The sequence below is a fragment of the Mycobacterium sp. genome (assembly GCF_046095365.1).
GTDB lineage: Bacteria > Actinomycetota > Actinomycetes > Mycobacteriales > Mycobacteriaceae > Mycobacterium.
Genome location: NZ_JBJTJF010000208.1, coordinates 1 through 25,867, shown reverse-complemented (window position 1 = coordinate 25,867; position 25,867 = coordinate 1). Strand labels below are relative to the sequence as shown.

The following is a 25,867-nucleotide window of genomic DNA, read 5'->3' as shown; positions in this document are numbered from 1 at the left end:
GCGAGCGGGGCGTAGAGGTGCAGCCCCTTGCTGCCGCTGGTCAGCGGGAAGACCGGCAGGCCGATGTCGTCCAGGATCTCGCGCACCGCATGAGCAACCTCGCCCAGCTGCGACATGCTCACCCCCTCGCCGGGGTCGAGGTCGAACACCAGCCGGTTGGCCGGGCCGGGCCTGCCATCGGGGCCGAAACGCCATTGCGGCACATGGACTTCCAGGGCGGCCTGCTGGGCGATCCAGGCCAGTCCGGTCGCGGTGTCGATGACCGGGTAGACGGTGTCCCCGGAGCGGTGCGCCAGGGTCCCGCGGTGCAGCCAGGACGGCGCGGACTTGGCCAGCTCCTTCTCGAAGAAGGCCTTCTCGCCGACCCCGTTGGGCCACCGCTTGCGGGTGGCCGGGCGTCCGGCGATGTGCGGCAGCATCGCCTCGGCGACACCGGTGTAGTACCGGAACACCTCGGCCTTGGTGGTGCCGGTGGCCGGGTAGAGCACCTTGTCGGGGTTGGTCAGCCGGACCAGCGGTCCGCTCGTCGCACCCGGCGGCCACACGTCGATCACCGTCCCAAGGGTATTACCCGCTGTAGGCTTCGGTTCGTGATCCGGTTGTCGCTCGTGCTGATGTCGGTGTCGGCAGTCGTGTGCGCACCGGCAGCGACGGCCGATCCGAACAACCTGGTCCCGGACTGCACCAGCGGCCAGGTGGCCCAGCCCGGTGAGTGCGCACCCGAACTGAAGGTCGTCGCCGGCCAGTCGGGCCTGCCCCTGTTCGGCATGTTCCCCGGAGCCAACCCCAACATTCCGCCGACCATCACCCCGGCGAACTTCCCGACGGTCTTCCCCCTCGGCGTAACCCCGCGCGACGTACCCACCGTCCTGCCGCTGGGCCTGACCCCGCCCGCCCCCCTACCCTTCAGTTGAGGACTCCGGAGACATCCGGAGCTTGCTGGGCATACTGGTCACATGCGTTCCATCTGGAAGGGCTCTGTCGCCTTCGGGCTCGTCAATGTGCCGGTGAAGGTCTACAGCGCCACCGAGGACCACGATCTGAAGTTCCATCAGGTTCATGCGGGCGACAACGGCCGGATCCGCTACCAGCGTGTCTGCGAAGAGTGCGGCGAGGTGGTGGAGTACCGCGACATCGCCAAGGCCTACGCCTCCGACGCCGGCCAGACGGTGGTGATCACCGACGAGGACATCGCCACCCTGCCCGAGGAACGCAGCCACGAGATCGAGGTGCTCGAATTCGTTCCGGCCGGCGAGATCGACCCGCTGATGTACGACCGCAGCTATTACCTCGAACCGGACGGCAAGTCGTCGAAATCCTATGTGCTGCTGGCCAAGGCGCTCTCCGAGACCGACAGGGTGGCGATCGTCCACTTCGCGCTGCGCAACAAGACCCGGCTGGCGGCGCTGCGGGTCAAAGACTTCTCCAAACGCCCGGTCATGGTGATCCACACACTGTTGTGGCCCGATGAGATCCGCGACCCGGACTTCCCCGCGCTGGACACCGACGTCGAGGTGCGTCCCGCCGAGCTGAAGATGGCCGGCCAAGTGGTCGAGTCGATGGCCGACGACTTCCACCCCGAGCAGTACACCGACACCTACCAGGAGCAGTTGCACGAACTGGTCGAGGCCAAGCTGGCCGGCGGCGAGGCGTTCACCGTCGAGGACAAACCCGCGCGCCTGGACGACACCGACGACGTCTCGGACCTGCTGGCCAAGCTCGAAGCCAGTGTGCGCCGCCGGCGCGAGGAGTCCGCCGCCCGCGCCCAGCCCGACCCGCCACCCGCGCCGCCGAAGAAGGCGCCCGCCAAGGCCACAGCGAAGAAGGCGCCCGCAAAGGCCCCGGCAAAGGCCCCCGCCAAGACCCCGGCCAAGGCGCCGATCAAAGCGGCGGCGAAAAAGGCACCCGCACGCAAGGCCGCCGCCAAGAAGTAGAACGTGTTACAGAACCGTTCGATTTTCCGCTCCGCCGCGCCGACCGCCCTTGTTACGGTGGACTGCGACTAGGGAAGAGAGGCCGCGTGATCCTCGACAAGTTCCGCCTCGACGGACAAGTAGCCGTAGTCACCGGGGCCGGGCGCGGTCTGGGAGCCGCTATCGCGGTCGCCTTCGCCGAGGTGGGCGCCGACGTCGTCATCGCCTCCCGCACCCGGTCCGAACTGGAGACAGTCGCCGCCCGGGTCGAGAGCGCGGGCCGGCGGGCGCACATCGTGACTGCCGATCTGGCCCAGCCGGAGAAGACCGCCGAGTTGGCCGCAGCGGCGGTCGAGGCGTTCGGACGGCTCGACATCGTGGTCAACAACGTCGGCGGCAGCATGCCCAACACGCTGCTCACCACGACGGTCAAGGAGATGCGCGACGCCTTCACCTTCAACGTGCTGACCGCCCACGCGCTCACCGTCGCCGCGGTGCCGCTGATGCTGGAGCACTCCGGCGGCGGCACCATCATCAACATCAGCTCCACGATGGGGCGGCTGGCCGGCCGCGGATTCGCCGCCTACAGCACGGCCAAGGCCGCTCTGGCGCACTACACCCGGCTCACGGCGCTGGATCTGTGCCCGCGGATCCGGGTCAACGCGATCGCACCGGGTTCGATACTGACCTCCGCGCTGGAGATCGTGGCCTCCAACGAGGCGCTGCGCGACCCGATGGAGAAGGCGACCCCGCTGCGCCGCCTCGGCGATCCCGACGACATCGCCGCCGCCGCGGTCTACCTCGCCTCACCGGCGGGAAGTTTCCTGACCGGGAAGATGCTCGAGGTCGACGGCGGGCTGATCGTGCCCAACCTGGACCTGCCGATCCCCGACCTGTAAACCCGACCCGTAAACCCGACCCGTAAACCTAGGAGAGACATGCCAATTCGAGTCGCTCAGATCGGCACCGGGAACGTCGGCGCCCACGCGCTGCGGTCGGTGATCGCCCACCCGGACTACGAACTCGTCGCGGTCTGGGTGTCCTCGGAGAGCAAGGCCGGCATGGACGCCGCCGAACTGGTCGGCCTGGACACCATGACCGGCGTCAAGGCGACCACCGACCTCGATGCGGTGCTGGCCACCAAGCCCGACTGCGCGGTCTACAACGCGATGGCGGACAACCGTCTGATGGAGGCCCTGGAGGACTACCGGCGAATCCTGGCCGCCGGGGTGAACGTGGTGGGCAGCGGGCCGGTGTTCCTGCAATGGCCGTGGCAGGTGATACCGGACGAGATGATCAAGCCCATCGAAGAGGCTGCCCAACAAGGCAAGTCGACCGTGTACGTCAACGGGATCGACCCGGGTTTCGCCAACGACCTGGTTCCGCTGGCGCTGATGGGGACCTGCCAGAGCATCGAGCAGGTGCGCTGCATGGAGATCGTGAACTACGCGACCTACGACAGCGCGACGGTGATGTTCGACGTGATGGGCTTCGGCAAGCCGATGGACGAGATCCCGATGCTGCTGCAGCCCGGCGTGCTGAGCATCGGGTGGGGCTCGGTGGTACGCCAACTTGCCGCCGGCATGGGCGTCGAACTCGACGGCCTGGAGGAGATCTACGTGCGCGAGCCCGCACCGGAAGCCTTCGACATCTCATCCGGGCACATCGCCGAGGGAACCGCCGCCGCGCTGCGCTTCGAGGTCATCGGTCTGGTGAACGGGGCGCCGGCGGTGGTGCTCGAGCACATCACCCGCTTGCGCGACGACCTGTGTCCGCAGTGGCCGCAACCCGCGCAGCCGGGCGGCAACTACCGCGTCGAGATCACCGGCGAACCCTGCTACGCGATGGACCTGTGCCTGTCGAGTCCCAACGGCGACCATAACCACGCCGGCGTGCTGGCCACCGCTACACGGATCGTCAACGCGATACCAGCGGTGGTGGCGGCCAAGCCGGGCATCTGCACCACCCTGGATCTTCCTCTGGTGACGGGCAAGGGCTTGTACGCTGGGGCATAAGGGGATTCACGCCGCCCTACGGAGGACGCGATGGCACGCATGCTGCTGACGGTCCTCGTCACCGCTCTGGCCCTGGCCGCCCCCGCTTCCGCGGTGCCGGACTGCACCGACACCGCACCCAACACCCGGACGTGTGTGACGCCGGGACACACCGCCATCACCACCACACCCAACCCGGCTTTCACCAATCCCTACCCCTGGGGCTTCGGTCTGGGCACACCGGTGTTCGGCCTGGGCGGTCGCGGCATCTGGATCGGCTTCTGAGCACCGCCACGTCGGCCCGGCCGGGTTGGTCACTGCTCGGGCCGGCGTTCGTCGCCGCGATCGCCTACGTCGACCCCGGCAACATCGCCGCCAACGTCAGTGCCGGATCACGGTTCGGCTATCTGCTGGTGTGGGTGATCGTCGCGGCCAACGTGATGGCCGGTCTGGTCCAATACCTCAGCGCCAAGCTGGGTCTGGTGACCGGCCGCACCCTCCCCGAGTCGGTGCGGGACAGGGTCGGCACCCCCTACCGGATCGCCTACTGGGCCCAGGCCGAACTGGTCGCCATCGCCACCGACGTGGCCGAGATCATCGGCGGGGCGCTGGCGCTCTACCTGCTGTTCGGGCTGCCCCTGCCGGTCGGCGGTGTCATCGTGGGGGTGGTCTCCCTGATCCTGCTGGCGATCGGCGACCATCGCGGCCCCCGGGTCTTCGAGCGGGTCATCGTCGGTCTGCTGATGGTCATCACCGTCGGCTTCCTGGCCAGCCTGGTGGTCAGCCCGCCGCCGGCCGCAGCGGTTGCCGGCGGCCTGATCCCGCGCTTCGACGGAGTCGACAGCGTGCTGCTGGCGACGGCGATGCTCGGCGCCACCGTGATGCCGCACGCGGTGTACCTGCATTCCGGACTGGCGCGGGACCGCCACGGCCATCCGCCACCGGGCCCGCGCCGCACCGGACTGCTGCGCGCGACCCGGTGGGACGTCACCGCGGCGATGCTGGTGGCCGGGACGGTGAACCTCGCCCTGCTGCTGGTGGCGGCGGTCAACCTGCGGGGGCGCGCCGGCACCGACACCATCGAGGGCGCGCACGCCGCCGTCGCCGACACCCTCGGCCCGGGGGTGGCGTTGCTGTTCGCGGTCGGCCTGCTGGCCTCCGGCCTGGCGTCGACGTCGGTCGGCGCCTACGCCGGCGCGATGATCATGCAGGGCCTGCTGCGCCGGAAGTTCCCGGTGCTGGTGCGCCGCCTGGTCACTCTGGTGCCGGCACTGCTGGTGCTGGCCAGCGGCGTCGATCCCACCGCGGCGCTGGTGCTGTCCCAGGTGGTGCTGTCCTTCGGCATCCCGTTCGCATTGATCCCCCTGGCGCGGCTGACCTCCGACCCCGCCGTGATGGGTGCGGACGTCAACCGCGCGTCGACGACGATGCTGGCCTGGACGGTGGCCGGGCTGGTCACCATGCTCAACCTCGCGCTGATCGGTCTGACCGTCACCGGTTGAGAGATCTGGGTCACAGACCCATCCGAGTCCGGGCCGGCGCCGAATCCCGGTCGTGGAAACCGCAACGACTCCCGCGCTCTACCCCACCCGGATCACGCACCTGCACAGGTCTCCGGTCCACCACTATGCCGAGCATCGCAGTTACGGCTGGTATGTGGACGTCGACGACCTGCCGCATCTGCCCGGGTGGGCGCGCCCCTTCGCCCGCTTCGAGGCGGCCGACCACCTCGACGGCGCGCCCGGTGACTCTCTGCGGCAGCGGGTCGACGCGTTCCTGGCCCGCCGCGGCGTCTTCATCCCGGGCGGCCGTGTCACCGCGCTGCTGATGCCGCGGGTGCTCGGACGCGCCTTCAACCCGCTGAGCCTCTTCTGGTGCCACGACGCGGCCGGGGCGGCCCGGTGCGTCATCGCCGAGGTGCAGACCCTCAGCGGTGAACGGAGGGCCTACCTGCTGCCGGCAGGTGACGAGTCCCCGGCGGCGGTGGCCGAAGGCATCAGCGACGCGCCCTTCGCCGGAGAGGACGGCTACTTCCTGGTGCGGCTGCCGCGCCCGGCGGAGGCGCTGGACCTGACCGTCTCATTGCATCGCGACAACCACGCCGCCCTGGTGGCGACGTGGCGAGGTGCGCGGCGTCCGGCCACGCTCAGCCGGGTGCTGCTGCTCCAGCTGACCCACCCGCTGGCGCCCCAGATGGCCAGGTTGAGCCTGCGCCTGCAGGAGCTCGCGCTGCGCTGGCGCGGTCTGCCCGCCGCCTACCGCCCGGCTGTGCGCCGCCCGGTCGCGCCGCAGCCCGGGCGACTGGCCCAACGGGCGGTCGGGTCGCCGACATCCGGATGGGGGGCTCAGACCCACTCCTGGGCGACGTCGTGACGCGATTGCTTGACCGTCCGGTTACGCTTCGGGTCGATGGCACCGAACAGGAAACGGGTGAGCCGGTGACCACGGCCGATCTCGATGCCCTGCTGCGCCGGGTCGCCCACCACGACTCCGGGGCGTTCGCCGAGTTGTACGACGCCACCCGATCCCGGGTCTACGGCATGGTTCGCCGGGTGCTCCGCGACCCCGGTTACAGCGAGGAGACCACCCAGGACGTCTATCTCCAGGTGTGGCGTACCGCGGAGAGCTACGACCCGGCCTCAGGCAGCGCGCTGGCCTGGCTGCTCACCCTGGCGCACCGGCGCGCGGTGGACCGGGTGCGCTCCGAACAGGCGGCATCGCAGCGCGATTCGCGCTACGGGGCGGCCACCGTCGAACGCGATACCGACCACGTCACCGACGCGGTGATCTCCGGCGAGGACCGCCGGCGGGTCGCCGCCTGTCTGGACGGCCTGACCGACATCCAGCGCGAATGCATCGAACTGGCCTACTACCAGGGGATGACCTACGTACAGGTCTCCGAACGGCTGTCGGCTAACCTCGCGACGGTCAAATCGCGGATGCGCGACGCGCTGCGCGGGCTGCGCAACTGCCTGGGTGTGCGGTGAGGGGGTGACCATGACCGGACCATACGACGACCTGCTCGAACTGGCCGTCCCCTATGCACTGCACGCGGTTTCGGATTCCGAGCGCGACGAGATCGAGGGCCGGTTGTCCGGCGCGGAACTACCGGTCGTCGACGCCTTCTACGACGAGGTTCGGGCGGTCCGCGAGACCATGGCGGTCGTATCTGCGGGCAGCGCCGAGGAACCGCCGGCCGATCTGCGCGACCGGTTGCTGTCGGCGGTGGCCGCAGACCCGGCGGCCGGCAACAACGTGCGGACGCTGCCGACGGCGCGGGCCGGCGCGGGCCGTTGGCGCACCGCGTTGCTGTCCGCCGCCGCGGCTGCGGTGGTCGCTCTCGCGGCGGTCGGCATCGGACAGTCGCTTCGCCCGTCGCCGGTGCCGCCACAGTCCACCGCGCAGCAGGTCTTCACCGCATCCGACGTCCACACCGTCTTCGGCGCAATCCCGGCCGGCGGGACCGCGACGGTGGTCTTCTCCCGGGACCGCAACGCCGGGGTTCTGGTGATGAACGACGTTCCGCCGCCGGCGCCGGGCACCGTCTACCAGATGTGGCTGGTCAGTCCGCAGGGCGCGTCATCGGCGGGAACGATGGATGCCAAGGCGGTTGCCCCGTCCACCACGGCCGTGCTGGAAAACATCGGCGACTCAACGAAATTGAGGTTCACCGTGGAGCCCGGAAGCGGTTCGACCCAGCCCACCGGCGCGGTGATCGCCGAGTTGCCGCTGATCTGAGCACGTGTGTGCCAGGTGCCGCCTAGCATGACCGGGTGGCACGGGATTTCCGTTTCGGCATCGGGCTTCGGTCCATCAAGTCGGCCGAGCGACTGCGTGATCGGGTACGCCTCTTCGAGGACCTCGGCTACGACGTCGTTCACCTGCCCGACCACCTCGGGGCTCCGGCGCCCTTCCCGGCGATGGTCGCCGCCGCCAACGCCGCCGGCACCATCAAGGTCGGCACCTACGTGCTCAACGCCGCCTTCTACTCGCCCGCGCTACTGGCCCGCGACGTCGTCGACACCGACGTGCTCACCGAGGGGCGTCTCGAACTCGGCCTCGGCACCGGGTACGTGCGGGAGGAGTTCGAAGCGGCAGGCATTCCCTACCCCAGCGCGGGTGACCGGGTTGCGCATCTGCGCCGCACCGCCGAATACCTCAAGCGGGCGGCGCCCGGGGTGCCGTTGCTCATCGCCGGCAACGGCGACCGGGTGCTGACGCTGGCTGCGCAGTACGCCGACATCGTCGGCTTCAGCGCCGGTGAGTCCCGCACGGCCGATCCCCTCGCTGAGCGAATTGCGTTCGTACGCAACGCCGCCGGGGAGCGCTTCACGGATGTGGAGTTGAACCTGGCGATCACCGGGGTGCCCACCGATTCGTCCGGTGTTCCTGATCTGACGCTCACCCGGGCCTATGCCCCGGATCGTTCCGATGAGCAGCTGCTGGCGATGCCCAGCGTCCTGTCCGGATCGCCCCGGCACATCGCCGACACGCTTCTGGCACAACGCGACACCTACGGGATCACCTACTTCACCGTGCAGGACTATCACGGGAAATTCTTTGCGAAGGTGATCGAGGCGCTGCGCTGACCGGCAGGCTCGGCAGGACGACGAGCGTCAGGCGGTAAGCTTCCCGGCTGTCCGCCCCCGTAGCTCAGGGGATAGAGCACGGCTCTCCTAAAGCCGGTGTCGCATGTTCGAATCATGCCGGGGGCACGTCTGGCCGACCCACCGTGTTCAGCACGGCCTCGACGCGCGTGTCGAGCGGACCGTGGACGGCCAGCATCGGCAACTCCGGGTGCTCGTCGAAGATCGCGGCCAGGATCTGCTGGGACCTGGATCGGGCGTCCGCCCCGTCGCGCTGCGCGTCGGGCTGCCACGGAAAGTCGTCCTGGCACCACACCAGCCGGTCGCTGCGCGCCGCCCACTGCAGAGCCGTGGGCAACAGGCTGTCGTCGCCGTAGTACTGGATGCTGTAGACGGCGGTCATCAGTGGACCGCTGTCGGAGACCACCCACGGCAATCCCTCCTGCTCGGCCTCCAGCATGGCGGCGATCTCCGAGTCCCGGTGTGCCGCCATCACTTCCGGCTGTTCGCCCGGCAGGGGAACCCGCCCGTGGTTGCTCTCGACCCAGGAGCGCAGGAACTCCGAGACCACGACCGCCGGCAGCCGCGCCCCGAGGGCCGCGGCCAGAGCAGTCTTACCGGTGGACTCCCCGCCCACCACGGAGATCAGCCCGGCGCCCGCCGGCTCAGGCACTCACCACCTCCGCCCCGGCGACGGTGCGCGCCGACCAGGCCCGCCAGCCGGTGACCGCCATCGCGATGAGCACGGCGTAGAACAGCGCCGTGAAGTACAAGCCCTGACTGGCGTAGAGCGCGGTGCCGACGACGTTCACCGCGATCCACGCGGGCCAGGTCTCCATCTTCTGCAGCACCATCAGCAACTGGGCGGCGATCGAACCGACCAGCATGAAGGCGTCACCCCAGGTGGCTGCCCCGCCGATGCTCTTCAGGAACGGGGCCACCAGCGCCCACAGAACCGCCACCCCCACCGCCACGCCCACCCTGGCGCCCGGCGTGAGCCGGCCGGGCACGCGGACGCCCTCGCGGCCCCAGGAGAACCAGCCCCAGACGGCCGCGGCCATGAAGATCAGCTGCATGGCGGCGGAGGCGAAGAGGTGGAACCGGACGAACAGCCAGCCGTACAACAGGCTGGACACGAAGTAGAAGGGCCACGTCCAGCGGGTGCCCCGGATGCCCAAACCGATGGCGATGAAGGCCAGGACGACCGAGGCGAACTCGATGGCGGTGACGTCGTAACCCCAGGCGGTGAACAGCACGGACATCGTCGACACACTCCCTGTCCGGCATTACCCGGACGGTTGGGCGGTCGGCGGCGCGGTGTGCCGCCTTCTCAGACCGGTTGCCCCGGACTCCCGCGGTTTGGCCCTGCGCAGTCAGGCTAGCGCGCGGGCCGGGGATGGTTCCCCCGCTCTGCTAACTGTAGTAACTTGGTGCCCGTGGCCGGCAGCGTCTGGATTCTCGGCGGTTACCAGAGCGACTTCGCGCGCAACCTGACCCGCGAGGGCCGTGATTTCGCCGACCTGACCCGCGAGGTGGTCGACCGGACTCTGGCGGAGGCGATGATCGACGCCGCCGACATCGACGTCGTCCACGTCGCAAACGCCTTCGGGGAGATGTTCGCCGCCCAGGGCCACCTCGGCGCGATGCCGGCCACCGTGCACCCGGGCCTGTGGGGCATCCCGGCCACCCGGCACGAGGCCGCGTGCGCGTCGGGCAGCGTCGCGGCCCTGGCGGCGATGGCCGACCTGCGGGCCGGCAACTACCGCACCGCCCTGGTGATCGGGATCGAGCTGGAGAAGACGGTGCCCGGGGACCTCGCCGCGCAGCACCTGGGGGCGGCGGCCTGGACCGGGCACGAGGGCCGGGACGCGAGATACATGTGGCCGTACATGTTCAACGAAGTGGCCGGGGAGTACGACCGCAGGTTCGGCATCGACGACGCGCACCTGCACGCGATCGCCGCGGTCAATCTGGCCAATGCGCGGCGCAATCCCAACGCCCAGACCCGGGAGTGGCGGATTCCCGACCTGGCCGCCGTGGGCGACGACGACGAGGTCAACCCGCCCGTCGAAGGACGTATCCGCCGCTTCGACTGCAGCCAGATGACCGACGGCGGCGCCGGGGTGGTCCTGGTCGGCGACGACTTCCTGGCCGACCACCCGGGTGTGCGCCCGATCGGCCGGATCGAGGGCTGGGGACACCGCACGGTCGGGCTCGGCCTGCGCCAGAAACTCGATCGCGACCCGGCCAATCCCTATGTGCTGCCTCATGTCCGGTCCGCCGTGCACGACGCCTTCGGCCGGGCCGCGGTGGACCTCGATGCCATCGACGGCTTCGAGGTGCACGACTGTTTCACCCCGAGCGAGTACCTGGCGATCGACCACATCGGCCTGACCGGTCCGGGCGAGTCGTGGAAGGCCGTCGAGAACGGGGACATCGAGATCGGCGGCCGGCTGCCGATCAATCCCAGCGGCGGCCTGATCGGCGGCGGCCATCCGGTGGGCGCATCCGGCGTCCGGATGATGCTGGACGCGGCCAAACAGGTCTCGGGCCTGGCCGGCGAGTACCAGGTGGACGGCGCGCGCCGGTTCGGCACCCTCAACATCGGCGGAAGTACCGCCACCACAGTCAGTTTCGTCATCGGATCAGGAGATGCGGCGTGATCGGACCCACCCATGGACACTGAGGTCGTCGGCAAGTTCCTGTCCACCCTGCCCGAGGACGACGACCATCCCTACCGCACCGGGCCGTGGCTGCCCCAGACCACCGAGTGGCACGCCGACGACCTGACCGCGGTGCAGGGCGAGATCCCGGCCGACCTGGACGGTATCTACCTGCGCAACACCGAGAACCCGCTGCACCCGGCCATGAAGTTCTATCACCCCTTCGACGGCGACGGGATGCTGCACATCGTCGGCTTCCGCGATGGAAAAGCGTTCTACCGCAACCGTTTCGTGCGCACCGACGGCTTCGAGGCCGAACTGCGGGCCGGCGAGGCGCTGTGGCCGGGGCTGGCCGAACCGGTTCCGCTGGCCAAGGCCGACCACGGCTGGGGCGCGCGGACCATGCTCAAGGACGCCTCCAGCACAGACGTCGTCGTGCACCGGGGCACCGCACTGACGAGTTTCTACCAGTGCGGCGACCTCTACCGGATCGATCCCTACACCGGCGAGACGCAGGGCAAGGAGAGCTGGAACGGCGCGTTCCCGGATGCCTGGGGCGTCTCGGCCCATCCGAAGATCGACGATCGCACCGGGGAGATGCTGTTCTTCAACTACAGCAAGCAGGCACCGTATCTGCACTACGGCGTGGTCGACGCCAACAACGACCTGGTTCACTACGTCGACGTGCCGCTGCCGGGCCCGCGCCTGCCGCACGACATGGCCTTCACCCGGAACTACGCCGTTCTCAACGACTTTCCGCTGTTCTGGCAGCCCGAACTGCTCGAGCGCAACCTGCACATCCCGCACTTCTACCAGGACATGCCCTCGCGCTTCGCGGTGATACCGCGGCGGGGCACGCCGGCGGACATCATGTGGTTCGAGGCGGACCCGACCTTCGTGCTGCACTTCACCAACGCCTACGAGGACGGCGACGAGATCGTGCTCGACGGGTTCTACCAGGGCGACCCCAATCCGCTGGACACCGGCGCCGGCGACAAGTGGCAGCGCGCGTTCCGGTTTCTCGCGCTGGACCGGATGCAGGCCCGGCTGCACCGCTGGCGGTTCAACCTCAGGACCGGAGCGACCACCGAGGAACCGCTGAGCGACACCATCTCCGAGTTCGGCATGATCAACGCCGGTTACGCCGGGGAGCCCTACCGCTACACCTATGCGGCCACCGGAAAGCCCGGCTGGTTCCTCTTCGACGGACTGGTCCGCCACGACCTGGCGACCGGGGCAGAGCAGCGGATCGGCTTCGGTGACGGGGTGTACGGCAGCGAGACCGCGATGGCCCCCCGCCTCGGCAGCCGCGGCGAGGACGACGGGTACCTGGTGACCCTGACCACCGACATGAACGACGACGCCTCCTACTGCCTGGTGTTCGACGCCGCCCGCATCGAGGACGGACCGGTCTGCAAACTGCTGCTGCCCGAACGGATCTCCAGCGGCACCCATTCGACCTGGGTGGCCGGCGCCGAGGTCCGGCGCTGGCGCGAGACCGACACCGCGGCAGCCGCCGTCGGCCTGTAGTGACGACGCCCACCGGCCTGGCGGCCGGCGGGACCAACGCGGTCGGCCGGATGCTGGGGCTGCTCGGCGACGAGTGGAACCTGCTGATCGTCCAGCAGGCCGTGCTGGGAGCGACCCGCTACAGCCACTTCCAGGCCAGGCTGCCGATCTCAAACGCGGTGCTGTCCAACCGGTTACGGGTGCTGACCGGCGAGTCGCTGCTGGTTCGCACCGACGCCGGTTATCTGCCGACCGAACGCAGCCGTTCGCTGTGGCCGCTGCTGATGCTGATCTGGGAATGGGAGCGGACCTGGGTGCCGAACCGCGCCGACCGGCTGCCGGCAATGGGCCACCGCGGCTGCGGACAGTTGTTCGCCCCGGTGCTGCGCTGCTCGGCCTGCCGCACCGAGGCCGGGATCGACACCGTGGATCTGGCGCCGGGCCCCAGCGGCGACTGGGAGCGCTCCGCGCCGGATACGGCGACCCGGCGGCGCTCCGACTCCCAGACCGGCGCACGCCAGGCGGGGCTGTTCCCCGAGACGATGACCGTGCTCGGCAACCGCTGGGCCGCGGCGCTGCTGTGCGCGGCCTTCCTCGGGGCCACCCGGTTCACCGAGTTCCAATCGCTGCTCGGCGCACCGCCGAGCCTGCTCAGCGGGCGGCTGCAGACCTTCTGCGCGATCGGGGTGCTGCGCTTTGAACCCGGCAGCGGCGACCGGGGCGCCTACCTGCTGACCGACAAGGGCCGGGCCTTCTTCGCAGTGATGGTGACCGCACTGCAGTGGGCGCAGCGGTGGTTCCTGGCCCCCGAGGGTCCGGCCATCCTCTTCAGCCACCGCGACTGCGCTGCGGAGTTCACCGCCGAACTCGCCTGCAATCGGTGTGGAGACCGGCTCTCCGGCGCGCAGGTGACGGTCAGTGCGGCGGAAGGATCTGGAATCCCTTGAGGATGGTCTCGGAGTCCTGTACGAACCCGGGGTTGTCCGCCTTGACCGCCTGAACCGTCACCGTGGCGACGTAGTTGGCGTCGCCGCTGCGGTAGACCACTCCCAGCGAGGTCGCCTTGCGCGGCGGGACCGCGGATATCTTCGGGTTGAGCCTCAGCTCGGGGGTGGTGTAGGTGGAGGACAGCGCCGGGGCTCCGCACACCTTGGTCGGCGTCGACTTCACGTCGGTGATGTTGAGCTTCTGGGTGAGCTGATCGGTCTGCGCCTGCAGAATCTGGTCGGGCTTGCCGAGGTCGGCGCTGACCCTCTGCATGGTCACCACCGCGTTCGGGGTGAAATTGTCGGCGGCCAGCTTGGGGCTGCGGATCGCGAACCGGATCTGCTCGGAGTCCAGTTGGGTCGCGCGCTCCCAGCCCTCGGGAACCGGGATGCGCAACTTGGGCTCCTGGTCGGTGCGGGTGGGAATGTCGGTCATCGGGGCCGACACGGTCTCGCACTTCTCGGCGACCGGCTTGGCTCCCGAGCACCCCGGCAGCGTCAGGCCCGCGGCCAGCAAGCCCGCCACCACCCAACGCCCCATCACTGTGCGCATCTGCTTTCCTTCCAGGCCCGCCACAGCCTACCGGCGCGCGGTCCGGGGCCGGCGGGGTCAGTCACCGAGCAGGGCCGACACCAGCGCCCAGACCGCACAGACCAGTACCGCCAGCACGCACGCGGCGCCGATGTAGAAGCCGTAGCCGGCGGACACCGGAGCCACCACGTTCGCGTGGAAGTACCACCCCGTCAGAACGGCGACCAGCATCGCGATCACCGTGGCGGCCAGGGCCGCCAGTCGCGGCAGGAGTCCGCGCCCGAGCATGGCGCCGAGCACGACGAGCACCGAGGACAGCAGCACGATCAGCTGGCCGGCCCCGAACCGCGGGGGAACGACGATGCTGCCGAGGGTGCCGCCGATGGCGCTGGCCCGGCCGCCACCGTGCGCGGTGGTGGTCAACCAGGGCAGCCAGGCGCTCACCGACAACCCGGTGGCGAACAGCGCGACCAGCCAACCGGGACTCGGACGTGCCATGGCCCGACGATAACGGCCCGGCCTCGGCGCCCCGTACCTGACACCCGCGGCGGCGCTGACGCAGTAGCGTTTTCCCATGCGCGGTCACATCCTGGTGTGCGGGGACGATGCGCTGGCGACGCGGATCATCGACGAGCTCAACGAAGCCGAGCTGTCGGTGGTCCTGCTGCAGTCCCCGGCGGCTCTCGAGGCGGCCGGGGTGGCCGGCGCCCACGCGGTGATCGCCGCCTCGGCCGACGACGCGGTCAACCTCGAGGTGGCGCTGCTCGCCCGGCAGGCCAGCCCGACGGTGCGGGTGGTGGCCCGGCTGTCCAACACCGTCCTGCACGAGGCGATGGAGGACGGCATCGGACCCGGCGCGGTGCTCGACGTGGCCGACCTGGCCGCACCCTCCGTCGTCGAGGCGCTGCTGGGACGCACCGCACACACCATCAGCGCGGGCGGGGTGGACTTCGTGGTCTCCACCGACACCGCCGGACGCGACGGCACGCTGCGGGAGATCTACGGCCGGCTGGCGCCGGTCGCGGTGATCCGCGGCGAGAACGCGCCCAACCCCGGCGAGGTGATCCCCTGTCCCCACCTCGACGACGCGGTCTACGACGGGGACAGCACCACCGTCATGGGACGCGCCGAGGAGCTCGAGGCGATGGGTCTGGTGGTCGGGCGGCGCGGCGCGGACGTCGACCACCGCTCACCGCCGGTGCGGGCCTTCGACGGGGCCCGCGCCTTCCTGGAGGACATGAACCCGCTGTTCTACCGGGCGCTCGGTGTCGCGGTGGCCCTGCTGCTCGGCTCGACCGTCGTCATCCGCTTCGCGTTCCGGCCGCACATGGGCTGGGTGGACGCGCTGTCCTTCACCACCGAAACCCTGACCACCGTCGGCTACGGCGATTTCGATCTGCGCGATCAGCAGACCTGGCTTCGGCTGTGGGGCGTGGTGATGATGCTCAGCGGCATCGCGATCATCTCGATCATGGTGGCCTTCGTCGCCGACGTCCTACTGTCCCAGCGGCTGTCCCAGGCTGCCAACCGGCAGCGGGTCAGCCACCTGCGCCGGCACTTCGTCGTGGTGGGGCTCGGCTCGTTCGGCATCCGGGTGGCCGGCATGCTCAAGAAATCCGGCCACGCGGTGGTGGTCATCGAGCGCGACGAGGACAACCGCTACCTCTCGCAGGCCGCGGAGTCGCAGATCCCGGTGATCGCCGGAGACGCGACCCTGCCCACGACGCTGGAGGCGGCCGGACTGGAGCGAGCCCGCGCGATCGCGGTTCTCACCGAGGACGACATGGTCAACATCGAGACCGGGCTGGTGTGCAAGCAGATGACCAGTTCGCCGGGGCGCGAACGGATTCCGGTCGTGCTGCGGATCTACGACCAGGCGCTGGGGCGAGCCGTCGGACACCGGATGGACTTCCGGCACGTGCGCTCCACCGTCGACCTGGCCGCCCCGTGGTTCATCGGGGCGGCGATGGGCCTGGACGTGCTCGGCACCTTCTCGGTGGGGCAGCGCTCGTTCATGGTTGGCGGCGTCCTGGTGGAGCCGGGCAGCGAACTGGACGGCATGCAGCTGGCCGAGCTGTCCACCCTGACCCGGGTGATCGCGCTGGAGCGCGACGGCGGCGCGGCCGAGTTGCACCCGGGCCGGCAGACCCTGTTCCGCTCCGGTGACACCGTCTACCTGGTTGGCCCATACCGCGAACTGCTCGACGCGCTGCGCAAGGGTCAGCGCGAGGACCGGCCCCGCAAGGCCCGCCCGCCGGCCGGGGTCGCCGAACGGCTCGGCCTCGGCGGAAGACCCGGCGACGCCCTCATCTGAGGCCGAGAACCCTCAACGCGTTGTCCTTGAGGATCATCGGCCTCACCTCGGGGTCGACATCGAGTGTCAGGAAGTCGCGCTGCCAGCGGTCCAGTGTGATGTACGGGTGGTCGGTCCCGAACAGCGCCTTGGTCCGCAGCTGACGACCCAGCGCCCGGACCAGTTGCGGCGGAAAGTATTTCGGTGACCACCCGGACAGGTCGACGTAGACGTTCGCCTTGTGCGAGGCGATCGCGATCTGGGCGTCCACCCAGGGCACCGCCGGGTGGGCCATCACGACGGTCAAGGCGGGGAAGTCCGCGGCGACGTCGTCGAGCAGCATCGGATCGGAGTAACGCAGTTTGATGCCGTGCCCGCCCGGCAGCGCCGACCCGAGTCCGGTCTGACCGGTGTGGAACAGCGCGGGCACTCCGGCGGCGGCGATCGCCTCGTAGATCGGGTAGTAGCGGCGGTCATTGGGTTCGAAGGCCTGCAGGCTGGGGTGGAACTTGAATCCCCTGACGCCGTAGTCATCGGCAAGTTCGGCCACCCGCCGCGGCGCCCGGCCGGAGTGCGGATCGACGGTGCCGAACGGGATCAGCACGTCATTGTTGCGGGCCGCACCCTCGATCAAGTCCTCGACCGAATTGGGCTGGTGCCCGGTGGCGCTGCGCGCGTCGACGGTGAAGACCACCGCGGCGGTGTTGTGCCGGCGGTAGTGCTCGGCGAGGTCGTCGACGCGCGCGGCGTGGCCGGCGCCGAGCTTGAAGTAGCGGGCGGTGGCCTCGGCCAGTTCGGCGTCGTAGGCACACCGTCCACCGGAGTCGAGCTCGACGTGGGTGTGGAAGTCGAGGGCCTCGATCGCACCGACGTCGATCGCGTACTCGTATCGGGCGCCCGCCACCATCGCTCAGTTCCCGGCGAAGACCGACACGAAATTGTTCAGCGACGCCTGGATGTCGCCGCGCAGTGCCGCGGCGACCACCATGCCGATCGGACCGAACAGGGCGGGGCCGCCCAGGTGGACGTCCATGGTGACGACCGAGGCGGCCCCGTCCCTCTCGTCGGGTCTGACCTTGCCGATCAGTTTGACCTTGACCCCGCCGGAGCCGACGCCGTTGAGCGTCATCGCCTCAGGCGCCTTGAAGTGGACGATGGTCCACTTGATCCGGTTGGGCATCCCTTTGACCTCGACAATGGACTCCACGACGGTGCCCTTGTCGAGGTTCTCCGGCAGCTTGGAGCGCCAGACCCGGTGAATGGTGAGCCATTCCTTGTACCGGGAAAGGTCCGAGGCGTGTTGCCACGCCCGATCGGGCGACAGCGGAACGTCTACGGATACCGAGACCTTCGCCATCTCGGATTTACTGGCCGTCGACCTTGTCGGCGACGGTCTCGGCTGCACCGGTGGCGGCGTCCTTGGCGGACTCCGCGGCGTCGGACACCTTGTCCACGGCGTCGTGCGCGGCGCCCTGCACCTTGTCGATGGTCTCGCCGAACTTGCCGCCGGTCTTCTCGTCGATGAAGTCGCCGGCCTTGTCGATCGCGCCCTCGACCTTGTCGACGTTCTCGCTGATGACGTCCTTGGCCTTGTCGGCGAGGTTCTCGGCGGCCTCTTTGGCCTTGTCGATGAACGACATGTGTTCACCCTTCCTGGTGGATCACGGAGCGGGCGCCGGATTGGCGTCCCGGCGTCAATCTACGCAACGCGGTTGGCGGCCCGCCACAGCAGCCTCGGTTCGCCCAGAACCCGGCCCTGAATCCACCATGAAGCCTCGATCAAAGCGGCCGCCACCAGCCCGATCAGCACCGCGGTCGCGGTGACGGTCAGGTTGGACGGGTCGAGCATGAACTTCTCCCGGGCCAGCGGCAGAGCAAATATCACCAGGTATGCAGCAGCCGATCCGGCCACCAGGGCGATCCGCCACCACTGGTAGGGCCTGGCCACCACGGCCAGCACCCACACCGCCCCGATCAGCAGGGTGATCAGCGCCGCCGTCGAGGCCTGGGTCTGCTGCACCCCGGTGCCCAGCCGGCCCGGATAGGCCAGCAGATAGGAGACGAAGGTCGAGATGCCGACGATGGCGCCGGCGGGCAGTGCGGAGGTCATCACGCGGCGCACGAAACCGGTCCGGGCCCGCTCGTTGTTCGGCGCCAAGGACAGGATGAACGCCGGGATGCCGATGGTGAACCAGGCGGCGATGGTGACGTGGATGGGCTGGAACGGATAGAGCAGCGGGTCGGTGTGCCCGAAGTGCGAGATCAATCCGGCCAGCCCGACCAGCAGCGCCAGCAGCACCGAGTAGACCGTCTTGGTCAGGAACAGGTTCGACACCCGCTCGATGTTGCCGATCACCCGCCGGCCCTCCCCGACCACGTAGGGCAGGGTGGCGAACTTGTTGTCCAGCAACACGATCTGCGCCACCGCCCGGGATGCCGGGCTGCCCGACCCCATGGCGACGCCGATGTCGGCGTCCTTCAGCGCCAGCACGTCGTTGACCCCGTCGCCGGTCATCGCCACGGTGTGGTCGCGGGATTGCAGGGCGTGCACCATGGCTCGCTTCTGGTCCGGCCGCACCCGGCCGAACGTCGTGTAGTCGGCCATCGTCCGGGCCAGTGCCTCCGGGTCGCTGGGCAGCTCCCGGGCGTCGAGCGCCTCGCCGTGCAGTCCCAGTGAACCGGCCACCGCACCAACCGAGACCGCGTTGTCACCGGAGATGACTTTGACCGAAACATTCTGTGCGGCAAAGTATTCCAGGGTCTCACGGGCGTCGGGGCGAACCCGCTGCTCGAGGACCACCAGTGCTACGGGGGTCACCTGACCGGGTGCCTGGGCACTGTCGACGCTGAGGTCGGAGGCTCCCAGCAGCAGCACCCGCAACCCCTGCGCGCCGATCCGCTCGGCCTGCTCGGCGGCCGGCGAGCCCGGTTCGAGCAGGACGTCGGGGGCGCCGATCACCCAGTTGCCGTGCTCGCGGAAGGACGCGCCGCTCCACTTGGTCGCCGATTTGAACGGGGCCACCGCCGTCGTCGTCCAGCCGGGGCCCTGCGGATAGGCCTCCGCGATGGCCTGCATGCTGGCGTTGGGCCGGGGATCGTCGGCCGCCATCGCCGCCAGCACGGTGCCGACCTGCTCGGCGCTGAACTCCGCCAGGGTCATCGCCTCGGCCAGTCGCATCCCGTTCTCGGTCAGCGTGCCGGTCTTGTCGGCGCACACCACGTCCACCCGGGCCAGTCCCTCGATGGCGGGCAGTTCCTGCACCAGGCACTGACGCCGGCCGAGCCGGATCACCCCGACCGCGAAAGCGATCGAGGTCATCAGCACCAGCCCCTCGGGGACCATCGGCACCAGCGCGCCGACCATCCTGAGCACCGACTCCCGCCAGCCGACCCCGGTGAGGAACAGCTGGGTGTAGATGGTCAGCAGGCCGGCGGGCAGCAGCAGGTAGGTGATGAACTGCAGGATCTTGTTGATGCCGCTGCGCAGTTCGGATTTCACCAGGGTGAACTTGCTGGCCTCCTCGGCCAGCCGGGCCGCATAGGCCTCCCGGCCGACCTTGGTGGCGCGGTAGGCGCCGCTGCCGGCCACCACGAAACTGCCCGACATCACCGCATCCCCCACGCTCTTGGCGATCGGGTCCGCTTCGCCGGTGAGCAGCGACTCGTCGACCTCCAGCGTGGTCGCCTCCACCAGTTCACCGTCGACGACGATCTGGTCGCCGGGCCCGAGTTCGATCACGTCGTCGAGCACCACCTGGTTGGGCATCAGTTCGGTGGTGCCGGACTCGCGACGCACGGTGGGCTTGGCCTGCCCGACGATGGCCAGGTTGTCCAATGTCTTCTTGGCCCGCAGTTCCTGGATGATGCCGATCCCGCTGTTGGCGATGATCAGCAGCCCGAACAGCCCGTTGATCAGCGAGCCGGTGGCCAGCACGATCAGCAGCAGCACGCCGAGGATGGCGTTGATGCGGGTCAGCACATTGGCCCGGACGATGTCGCCGACGCTGCGGGACGCCCGGCTGGGAACGTCGTTGGTCTTGCCCGCGGCGATCCGGGCGGCGACCTCGGCGGCGGACAGTCCGGCGGTCATGGCGGTCATCGGGCGAAAGTCCCCATCCTGTCGTCGTCGAAGTACTCCAGTGTCAGCCGGTCCCCGGCGAAGGTCGCCCTGGAAACGCTTCCGGGCGGGGCGTTTTCGCCCTGCAACTCGAAGGTGAAGACGTCTCCGTCCCAGTGCCGAAGCGGATAGACCTGCGGACGCGGGCCCAGGGAGACACTCAGTCCGCCACCGGAGTCGGTGACGACGGCCGGGCCCCAGTAGCTGTTGGCGTAGGTGCCGGTGTAGGAGCGCAGCGGCCGGGGCGGTGCGGCATCGGAGGGAGCCTGCGTGCCGGCCAGTTCCCCCAGGGGCCGGTCGGACGGGGCGAAGGCCTCGGCGTAGAGGCGGCGCCAGTCCTGGCGGATCTCACCGAACTGGACGAGGTCGGCGAACTCGGCGGTGAGGGTCTCGGCAACCCCGGTGGGGGCGGCGTTGGTGAGGGCGACGATGGCGACGTCGGCGGAGGGGATCAGAACGAAATTGGTTGCCGCACCCACCGCGAACGCGCCCGAGTGGCTGAACTCCATCCGGCCGGCCGACGTTGTGCCGATGTGGAACCCGTTGCCGGAGAACCCCGGCCGCGCCGCCGGGTCAGCAGGGGGGTGGGAGACGATGTGCGGGGTCAGTGCCTCCAGCAGCGCACTGGATTCGACGATCCGGGCGCCGTTGTAGTCACCGCCGCCGAGCACCATCGCCAGCCAATGAGTCAGGTCGTTGACCGACGCGCTGGCGCCACCGGCCGGTGCCTGTGCGTCGGCGTCGCGGGTATACCGGGCCGCGTAGTGACCGTCGACGAGGACGTGGCCGGCCGCTTTGTTCGGCCGGGCCTGATAGTCGGCGAAGCGGGAACTGGTCGAGGTCATGCCCAGCGGCCGGTAGAGCACCTGCTCGCTGAGTTCCTCCCAGGAGGTTCCGGCCGCCGCCGCTACCGCCGCGGCCGCGGCGGTCACGCCGAAGTTGGTGTAGGCGTAGGAGGTTCGGAACGGTGTCAGCGGCAGCAGCCGAAGTCGCTCCAGTACCGCCCGGCGATCGTAGCCGAGGTCCTCGAGCATGTCACCGGCGTGGTCGGGCAGGCCGGACCGGTGCGCGAACAGGTCGGCGACGGTGAGCATCCGGGTCACTGCGGGGTCGGACAGCGCGAACCAGGGCAGGTGCGCCTGCACCGGGGTGTCCCAGCCGCTGACGGCCCGCACGCCGACCTGGTGCGCGACGACGGTGGCGGCGAGCGGCTTGGACAGCGAAGCGAGCTGGAACACCGTGTCGGCGTCGACCTTGTCCGGGGTATGTGTGTCACGAACCCCGAATCCCTTGGCGTAGATCGTTTTTCCGCCGTGCACGACTGCCACCGCCATCCCGGGGATCCCGGAGGACGTCATCAAACCCTCGGCGATGCCGTCCAGGCGCGCGACGGCGTCGGCGACGGCGTTGTCCGGCAGCGGCAGGGCCGCGGCGAGTTGCGGAGGTTCGCCGGACAGCGTCGTCGCCGGCCCGTGGGCCGGACCGGAGCAGGCACTTACCGCGAGTATCAGTGCGGCGGCGGCGGCTCGTCGGGCCCGGGTCAAAACCGCCACCACGGCTCGACCGCGGCACGCCCCGGCACCACCCGGCCGCCCGGCCGGGGAACGGCCACCTCGACGCCGGCATCGGCCGCGGACTCGAGCAAGCGGTCGGGCGGTTCAGCCCACGGATGCGGGGCAAGCCGGAAGGTGCCCCAGTGGATCGGAACCAGCACGCCTGCCGCGTTGAGGTCGAGGTGGGCCTGCACGGCTTCCTCGGGGTTCATGTGGATGTCCGGCCAGGAGCGGTTGTAGGCGCCGATGGGCAGCAGCGTGAGGTCGAACGGCCCGTGCGCCGAGCCGATCTCGGTGAAACCGGTGGTGTAGCCGGTGTCCCCGCCGAAGTAGACCCGGTGCCGCGGGCCGGCGAATACCCAGGACGCCCACAGCGTGTTGTTGCGTGTCAGGAATCGGCCGGAATAGTGGCGCGCGGGTGCACAGGTCAGGGTGAGGCCGTCGATCACATGGCTTGCGCCCCAGTCTAATTGGACGATCCGCGCGGCCGGGATACCCCAGGCCGCCAGGTGGGCGCCGACGCCCAGCGGAGTGACGAAGACCGCCCGCTGAGTTCGGGCCAGGGCCCGTACGGTGGCCATGTCGAGGTGGTCGTGATGGTCGTGGCTGATCACCACGGCGTCGAGCGCCGGTAGCGCCTCGAGTGGGACAGGCGGCGGATGCAGACGCTGCGGGCCCACGGCACGCGACGGCGAGCAGCGTTCGCTCCAGACCGGGTCGGTGAGCAGCCGGTAGCCGTCGACCTCCACCAGCGCCGTGGCGTGGCCCAGCCAGGTTGTGCTGAGCCGGCCGGCGGCGCCGTGCGGCGTGGGATCGGCAAGCGGGATGTCCTTCCGCGGCAGGCTGTTCGAGCGGCTTGCGAACATCTCGAAGAGCAGCATCCGGTTCTCTTCGACGTCGAGTTTGATCGGGGACGCCGGTTCCTGGTTGTGGAAGATCCCGCCCCGGTAGTTGGGCGACCCCTCGGCGGCGGCGTGCAGCGCGGCCGGGGTGGCACCCAGCGCTGCCGGGGTGTCGCGCAGCGCCTGCAGCACCCACCCGCCGGCCGCCAGTGAAGCGGTCCCCGCCGCCAGCCGCACCGCGGCTTTCGCGCTGGGCAGCAGCGCGGTCAGGTCGGGCAGGGCTGGCACGTCTCAGTTCCCCTGGAACCTCGCGGCGCGCTTCTCGAACCGGGCGACCTGCGCCTCGATCACGTCGCGGCTGTTCCAGGCTCGGTCGAACAGATCCTTGTGCGCGTCGCCCTGGTCCTCGTAGGCGCCGTCGTCGTTGAGCACCCGCTTGGAATGCTGCAACGACAGCGGGGCCAGTCCGGCGATCTCGGCTGCCCACGCCTGGGCATCGGCCAGTGTGCCGATCCGGTTGGCCATTCCGGTCATCAGCGCGGTGTCGGCGTCCAACCTCTCGGCGGCCAGCAGCATGGCGCGGGCCCGGCCGTGGCCGGCCAGCGACGCCAGCCGCCGGATGCTCCAGTTGTCCAGCGCCAGGCCGTACCTGGCGATCGGGAACTGGAAGTAGGCGCCCGGGGCCACCACCCGGAGATCGCAGACCATCGCCAGCTGGACGCCCGCGCCGATGGCCGGGCCGTTGAGGGCGGCGATCACCGGCACCGGGACGGCGTCGATCGCCTTGTTGAGCGCGATCGCCTTATCGGGGAAATGGGTGGCGAACACATCACCGGACAGATCCGCGCCCGCACTGAAAACCGAGCCGGCTCCGGTCAGCACGATCGCCCGGACTCCGTCGGCGGCTGCCTTCTCGACCGCCTCGCGCAACGCGTCGACGAGTTCGGAGTTCAGCGCGTTACGCCGTTCGGGGCGCTGCAACTCGATGGTCGTGACATCGCCGTCCCGGTCGATTCCGATCATGAGAGCCAAGCCTACTGGCCGGTGCGGCCGGACCTACCGGCCGCCGAATCGGATCGCGTAGAGGAGGATGAACAGGTTCACCCCGAGCATGGCCAGGGCCTGCAGCGCCTGGGCCGGCGAATCCCCGGACCGGGCGCGGACCGCGACGCCGGCCAGCATCAGCAGGCTCAGGCCGCCGGCCGCGGCGATCGTCAGGCCGGGCACGAAAAAACCGGCGATCAGGCCCAGCGCCCCGAGCACCTCGAGGACCCCGGTGAACTTGCGGAATCCGGCCAGACCGTAGCGGTCGAACTCCTCAGCCATCGCGCCACTGAGAAGAACGCTGAGGCCGTAGAACAGGAAGGCGACTATGGAGACGATTTTCAGCAGCTCATAGAGCGCGCGCATGAAGTTCCGATCGGTTATCGTCCTGGTACAGACACACCTCTGCCGTAAGGGCGCCCATGTCAACTCACGTTCTCTCGAGCGTACTTCAGGTCATCGTCGGTCTCGGTCTGCTCAACGTCTGGCTGGTGCGCGCCCGCTCGGCGACGGCCTACCGCGGCGGGACCGCACAGTCGCTCAAGGACGAGTTCGCCGTCTACGGCCTGCCCGAGTGGACCTTCTATCTGGTCGGCGGGTTGAAGATCGTCGCCGGTGTGCTGCTGATCGTCGGTGTCTGGGTTCCCGGTCTCGTCCGGCTGCCGGCGGCGGTGGTGTCGGTGTTGATGGTCGGGGCGCTGGCCATGCACGCCAAGGCCAAGGATCCGGTGTCGAAGTATCTGCCGGCGCTGTCGGTGCTGTTGATGTCGGTGGCCATTCTGCTGCTGAACTGACAGGTCCGTCGCGCCTCTATCCGGGCTGCGGCGGCCCGCCGGGATTCCCCGCCGCCGCGAGCAGAGCACGGACCTCCTCGTCGGACGTCTGATCGAAGTCGTGATACCCCTGGCCGACCGCCTCGAACGCCCGCGGCACCACCGCACACACCACGTCGTCGGCGACATCGCGCAACCCGGCGATGGTGTCCGCGGCGCCGATCGGCGCGGCGAGCACGACCGTTGCGGCGCCCCGGGCGCGGGCCACCAGGGCCGCCGCCCTGGCCGTCGCCCCGGTGGCGAACCCGTCGTCGATGATCAGCGCTGTCCTGCCGGCCAGCGGCGTCCCCGGCCGGTCGCCGCGGTAAGCGGCCACGCGCCGCTGCAGTTCGGCGCGCTCGGCATCCTCGACCGCCGCGATGTCGGCGGCGGTGAGCCCGGTCCGGCGCAGCACCGCGTCGTTGAGCACCCGGACGCCGTCCTCGCCGATGGCGCCGAACGCCAACTCCGGCTGGTAGGGCACTCCCAGTTTGCGGACCACCAGCACGTCCAGCGGCGCTCGCAGGTCTCGGGCGACCTGGTAGGCCACCGGGACACCGCCGCGCGGCAGACCGAGTACCACGGCGTCCGGCCCGCGGTAGGCCCGCAGCGCCGCCGCGAGATGCCGTCCGGCGTCAGGCCGGTCGGCGAAGCGCTTCATCTGTCCATCATGCGCCGAAGTCCCGGGGCCGCTACGCCAGCGATTCGATCCAGGCCCGGTGCAGCGCCGCGTACCGCCCGCCGGATCCGATGAGCGCTTCGGGCGGCCCGTCCTCGACGATGCGGCCGTCCTCCAGCACCAGCACCCGGTCGGCGATCGCGACCGTCGAGAGCCGGTGGGCGATGATCACCGCGGGGCGCCCCGCCAGCACGGTGCGAAGCGCCCGCTGCACCATGCGCTCGCTGGGGATGTCCAGCGACGAGGTGGCCTCGTCGAGGATCAGCACCGCCGGGTCGGCCAGGAACGCCCGGGCAAAGGCCACCAGTTGCCGCTGCCCGGCCGACAGCCGCCCGCCGCGGGTG

At 69.8% G+C, this 25,867-nt stretch carries 29 protein-coding genes, 1 tRNA gene and 1 pseudogene; 16 read left to right on the top strand and 15 right to left on the bottom strand.

Annotated elements, in window-relative coordinates; all coding sequences use genetic code 11:
* Nucleotides 1-515, bottom strand: a 515-nt coding sequence (gene ligD, locus ACKOQ4_RS16425) for a non-homologous end-joining DNA ligase LigD (RefSeq protein WP_526293654.1), incomplete at its 3' end; no start/stop codon positions are given.
* A 75-nt stretch (nucleotides 516-590) separates the two neighbouring features.
* Here ligD and ACKOQ4_RS16420 point away from each other — a divergent pair.
* The 11 genes from ACKOQ4_RS16420 (at nucleotide 591) to ACKOQ4_RS16370 (ending at nucleotide 8,622) form a co-directional block, all read left to right on the top strand.
* The gene (locus ACKOQ4_RS16420) at nucleotides 591-914 is read left to right on the top strand and encodes a hypothetical protein (protein ID WP_526293650.1); all 324 of its coding nucleotides are present in this window, start codon (nucleotides 591-593) and stop codon (nucleotides 912-914) included.
* Between the two features lie 42 nt (nucleotides 915-956).
* A complete protein-coding gene (gene ku, locus ACKOQ4_RS16415) occupies nucleotides 957-1,934 on the top strand; it encodes a non-homologous end joining protein Ku (RefSeq protein ID WP_526293649.1) in 978 nt (325 codons plus the stop codon).
* Between the two features lie 86 nt (nucleotides 1,935-2,020).
* The gene (locus ACKOQ4_RS16410) at nucleotides 2,021-2,812 is read left to right on the top strand and encodes an SDR family oxidoreductase (protein ID WP_526293648.1); all 792 of its coding nucleotides are present in this window, start codon (nucleotides 2,021-2,023) and stop codon (nucleotides 2,810-2,812) included.
* 39 nt (nucleotides 2,813-2,851) lie between these two features.
* Complete coding sequence (locus ACKOQ4_RS16405) at nucleotides 2,852-3,928, top strand: NAD(P)H-dependent amine dehydrogenase family protein (protein WP_526293647.1); 1,077 nt, start codon at nucleotides 2,852-2,854, stop codon at nucleotides 3,926-3,928.
* Nucleotides 3,929-3,958: 30 nt separating this feature from the next.
* On the top strand, nucleotides 3,959-4,192 hold the full coding sequence (locus ACKOQ4_RS16400) for a hypothetical protein (protein WP_526293646.1): 234 nt from the start codon (nucleotides 3,959-3,961) through the stop codon (nucleotides 4,190-4,192).
* A complete protein-coding gene (locus ACKOQ4_RS16395; RefSeq protein WP_526293653.1) occupies nucleotides 4,189-5,409 on the top strand; it encodes an Nramp family divalent metal transporter in 1,221 nt (406 codons plus the stop codon). The genes ACKOQ4_RS16400 and ACKOQ4_RS16395 overlap by 4 nt, the downstream gene beginning before the upstream one ends.
* 52 nt (nucleotides 5,410-5,461) lie before the next feature.
* On the top strand, nucleotides 5,462-6,280 hold the full coding sequence (locus tag ACKOQ4_RS16390; protein ID WP_526293645.1) for a DUF1365 family protein: 819 nt from the start codon (nucleotides 5,462-5,464) through the stop codon (nucleotides 6,278-6,280).
* A complete protein-coding gene (locus tag ACKOQ4_RS16385) occupies nucleotides 6,244-6,894 on the top strand; it encodes an RNA polymerase sigma factor (RefSeq protein ID WP_526293644.1) in 651 nt (216 codons plus the stop codon). Before ACKOQ4_RS16390 ends, ACKOQ4_RS16385 begins: the two co-directional genes overlap by 37 nt.
* Nucleotides 6,895-6,904: 10 nt before the next feature.
* Nucleotides 6,905-7,645 (top strand): anti-sigma factor, encoded by a 741-nt coding sequence (locus ACKOQ4_RS16380; RefSeq protein ID WP_526293643.1) that lies wholly within the window; start codon nucleotides 6,905-6,907, stop codon nucleotides 7,643-7,645.
* Between the two features lie 35 nt (nucleotides 7,646-7,680).
* Entirely contained in the window at nucleotides 7,681-8,496 is an 816-nt protein-coding gene (locus tag ACKOQ4_RS16375) for a TIGR03621 family F420-dependent LLM class oxidoreductase (RefSeq protein ID WP_526293642.1), read from the top strand.
* A 53-nt stretch (nucleotides 8,497-8,549) separates the two neighbouring features.
* Nucleotides 8,550-8,622 (top strand) — tRNA-Arg (locus ACKOQ4_RS16370).
* Here the strand turns inward: ACKOQ4_RS16370 and ACKOQ4_RS16365 are convergent.
* Complete coding sequence (locus tag ACKOQ4_RS16365; protein WP_526293641.1) at nucleotides 8,609-9,166, bottom strand: ATP/GTP-binding protein; 558 nt, start codon at nucleotides 9,164-9,166, stop codon at nucleotides 8,609-8,611. The two genes, ACKOQ4_RS16370 and ACKOQ4_RS16365, sit on opposite strands and share 14 nt — an antisense overlap.
* The gene (gene pnuC / locus ACKOQ4_RS16360; protein WP_526293640.1) at nucleotides 9,159-9,755 is read right to left on the bottom strand and encodes a nicotinamide riboside transporter PnuC; all 597 of its coding nucleotides are present in this window, start codon (nucleotides 9,753-9,755) and stop codon (nucleotides 9,159-9,161) included. Before pnuC ends, ACKOQ4_RS16365 begins: the two co-directional genes overlap by 8 nt.
* A 174-nt stretch (nucleotides 9,756-9,929) precedes the next feature.
* On the opposite strand from pnuC, the gene ACKOQ4_RS16355 reads away from it, so the two are divergent.
* The 3 genes from ACKOQ4_RS16355 to ACKOQ4_RS16345 are packed head-to-tail and all read left to right on the top strand — an operon-like array spanning nucleotide 9,930 to nucleotide 13,612.
* Nucleotides 9,930-11,156: an acetyl-CoA acetyltransferase gene (locus ACKOQ4_RS16355; protein WP_526293639.1), complete on the top strand. Its 1,227-nt coding sequence runs from the start codon at nucleotides 9,930-9,932 to the stop codon at nucleotides 11,154-11,156.
* A gap of 12 nt (nucleotides 11,157-11,168) precedes the next feature.
* Nucleotides 11,169-12,686 (top strand): carotenoid oxygenase family protein, encoded by a 1,518-nt coding sequence (locus tag ACKOQ4_RS16350; RefSeq protein ID WP_526293638.1) that lies wholly within the window; start codon nucleotides 11,169-11,171, stop codon nucleotides 12,684-12,686.
* 50 nt (nucleotides 12,687-12,736) lie between these two features.
* Entirely contained in the window at nucleotides 12,737-13,612 is an 876-nt protein-coding gene (locus ACKOQ4_RS16345) for a winged helix-turn-helix transcriptional regulator (protein WP_526293652.1), read from the top strand.
* Here ACKOQ4_RS16345 and ACKOQ4_RS16340 read toward each other — a convergent pair.
* Together ACKOQ4_RS16340 and ACKOQ4_RS16335 are read right to left on the bottom strand one after the other, a co-directional pair.
* Nucleotides 13,581-14,204 carry an LpqN/LpqT family lipoprotein gene (locus ACKOQ4_RS16340; protein WP_526293637.1) on the bottom strand — a complete coding sequence of 208 codons (624 nt, stop codon included), beginning with the start codon at nucleotides 14,202-14,204 and terminating at the stop codon, nucleotides 13,581-13,583. The two genes, ACKOQ4_RS16345 and ACKOQ4_RS16340, sit on opposite strands and share 32 nt — an antisense overlap.
* A gap of 57 nt (nucleotides 14,205-14,261) precedes the next feature.
* The gene (locus ACKOQ4_RS16335) at nucleotides 14,262-14,681 is read right to left on the bottom strand and encodes a hypothetical protein (protein ID WP_526293636.1); all 420 of its coding nucleotides are present in this window, start codon (nucleotides 14,679-14,681) and stop codon (nucleotides 14,262-14,264) included.
* Nucleotides 14,682-14,757: 76 nt separating this feature from the next.
* On the opposite strand from ACKOQ4_RS16335, the gene ACKOQ4_RS16330 reads away from it, so the two are divergent.
* On the top strand, nucleotides 14,758-16,497 hold the full coding sequence (locus ACKOQ4_RS16330; RefSeq protein WP_526293635.1) for an NAD-binding protein: 1,740 nt from the start codon (nucleotides 14,758-14,760) through the stop codon (nucleotides 16,495-16,497).
* Here the strand turns inward: ACKOQ4_RS16330 and ACKOQ4_RS16325 are convergent.
* Genes ACKOQ4_RS16325 through ACKOQ4_RS16290 form a run of 8 tightly spaced genes read right to left on the bottom strand, consistent with a single transcriptional unit; the run spans nucleotide 16,490 to nucleotide 24,398 of the window.
* Nucleotides 16,490-17,383, bottom strand: coding sequence for an amidohydrolase family protein (locus tag ACKOQ4_RS16325; RefSeq protein ID WP_526293634.1), 894 nt, complete (start codon nucleotides 17,381-17,383; stop codon nucleotides 16,490-16,492). The genes ACKOQ4_RS16330 and ACKOQ4_RS16325 overlap by 8 nt on opposite strands.
* A 3-nt stretch (nucleotides 17,384-17,386) precedes the next feature.
* On the bottom strand, nucleotides 17,387-17,833 hold the full coding sequence (locus tag ACKOQ4_RS16320; protein WP_526293633.1) for a type II toxin-antitoxin system Rv0910 family toxin: 447 nt from the start codon (nucleotides 17,831-17,833) through the stop codon (nucleotides 17,387-17,389).
* 7 nt (nucleotides 17,834-17,840) lie between these two features.
* Entirely contained in the window at nucleotides 17,841-18,116 is a 276-nt protein-coding gene (locus tag ACKOQ4_RS16315; RefSeq protein WP_526293632.1) for an Rv0909 family putative TA system antitoxin, read from the bottom strand.
* A gap of 59 nt (nucleotides 18,117-18,175) precedes the next feature.
* Nucleotides 18,176-20,575, bottom strand: a complete 2,400-nt coding sequence (locus ACKOQ4_RS16310; RefSeq protein ID WP_526293631.1) for an HAD-IC family P-type ATPase — start codon at nucleotides 20,573-20,575, stop codon at nucleotides 18,176-18,178.
* The gene (locus tag ACKOQ4_RS16305; protein WP_526293630.1) at nucleotides 20,572-22,146 is read right to left on the bottom strand and encodes a serine hydrolase domain-containing protein; all 1,575 of its coding nucleotides are present in this window, start codon (nucleotides 22,144-22,146) and stop codon (nucleotides 20,572-20,574) included. Before ACKOQ4_RS16305 ends, ACKOQ4_RS16310 begins: the two co-directional genes overlap by 4 nt.
* On the bottom strand, nucleotides 22,134-23,267 hold the full coding sequence (locus ACKOQ4_RS16300) for an MBL fold metallo-hydrolase (protein WP_526293651.1): 1,134 nt from the start codon (nucleotides 23,265-23,267) through the stop codon (nucleotides 22,134-22,136). Before ACKOQ4_RS16300 ends, ACKOQ4_RS16305 begins: the two co-directional genes overlap by 13 nt.
* Before the next feature lie 12 nt (nucleotides 23,268-23,279).
* Complete coding sequence (locus ACKOQ4_RS16295; protein ID WP_526293629.1) at nucleotides 23,280-24,011, bottom strand: enoyl-CoA hydratase; 732 nt, start codon at nucleotides 24,009-24,011, stop codon at nucleotides 23,280-23,282.
* A gap of 33 nt (nucleotides 24,012-24,044) precedes the next feature.
* On the bottom strand, nucleotides 24,045-24,398 hold the full coding sequence (locus ACKOQ4_RS16290; protein WP_526293628.1) for a DoxX family protein: 354 nt from the start codon (nucleotides 24,396-24,398) through the stop codon (nucleotides 24,045-24,047).
* A 56-nt stretch (nucleotides 24,399-24,454) separates the two neighbouring features.
* Here ACKOQ4_RS16290 and ACKOQ4_RS16285 point away from each other — a divergent pair, with 56 nt between their 5' ends.
* Nucleotides 24,455-24,826: a DoxX family protein gene (locus ACKOQ4_RS16285; protein WP_526293627.1), complete on the top strand. Its 372-nt coding sequence runs from the start codon at nucleotides 24,455-24,457 to the stop codon at nucleotides 24,824-24,826.
* 49 nt (nucleotides 24,827-24,875) lie between these two features.
* On the opposite strand, the pseudogene ACKOQ4_RS16280 reads toward ACKOQ4_RS16285, so the two are convergent.
* Nucleotides 24,876-25,505, bottom strand: a pseudogene (locus ACKOQ4_RS16280) (phosphoribosyltransferase); the annotation flags it as partial.
* A 31-nt stretch (nucleotides 25,506-25,536) separates the two neighbouring features.
* Nucleotides 25,537-25,867: ATP-binding cassette domain-containing protein (locus ACKOQ4_RS16275; protein ID WP_526293626.1), on the bottom strand; the 331-nt coding region annotated here is incomplete at its 5' end.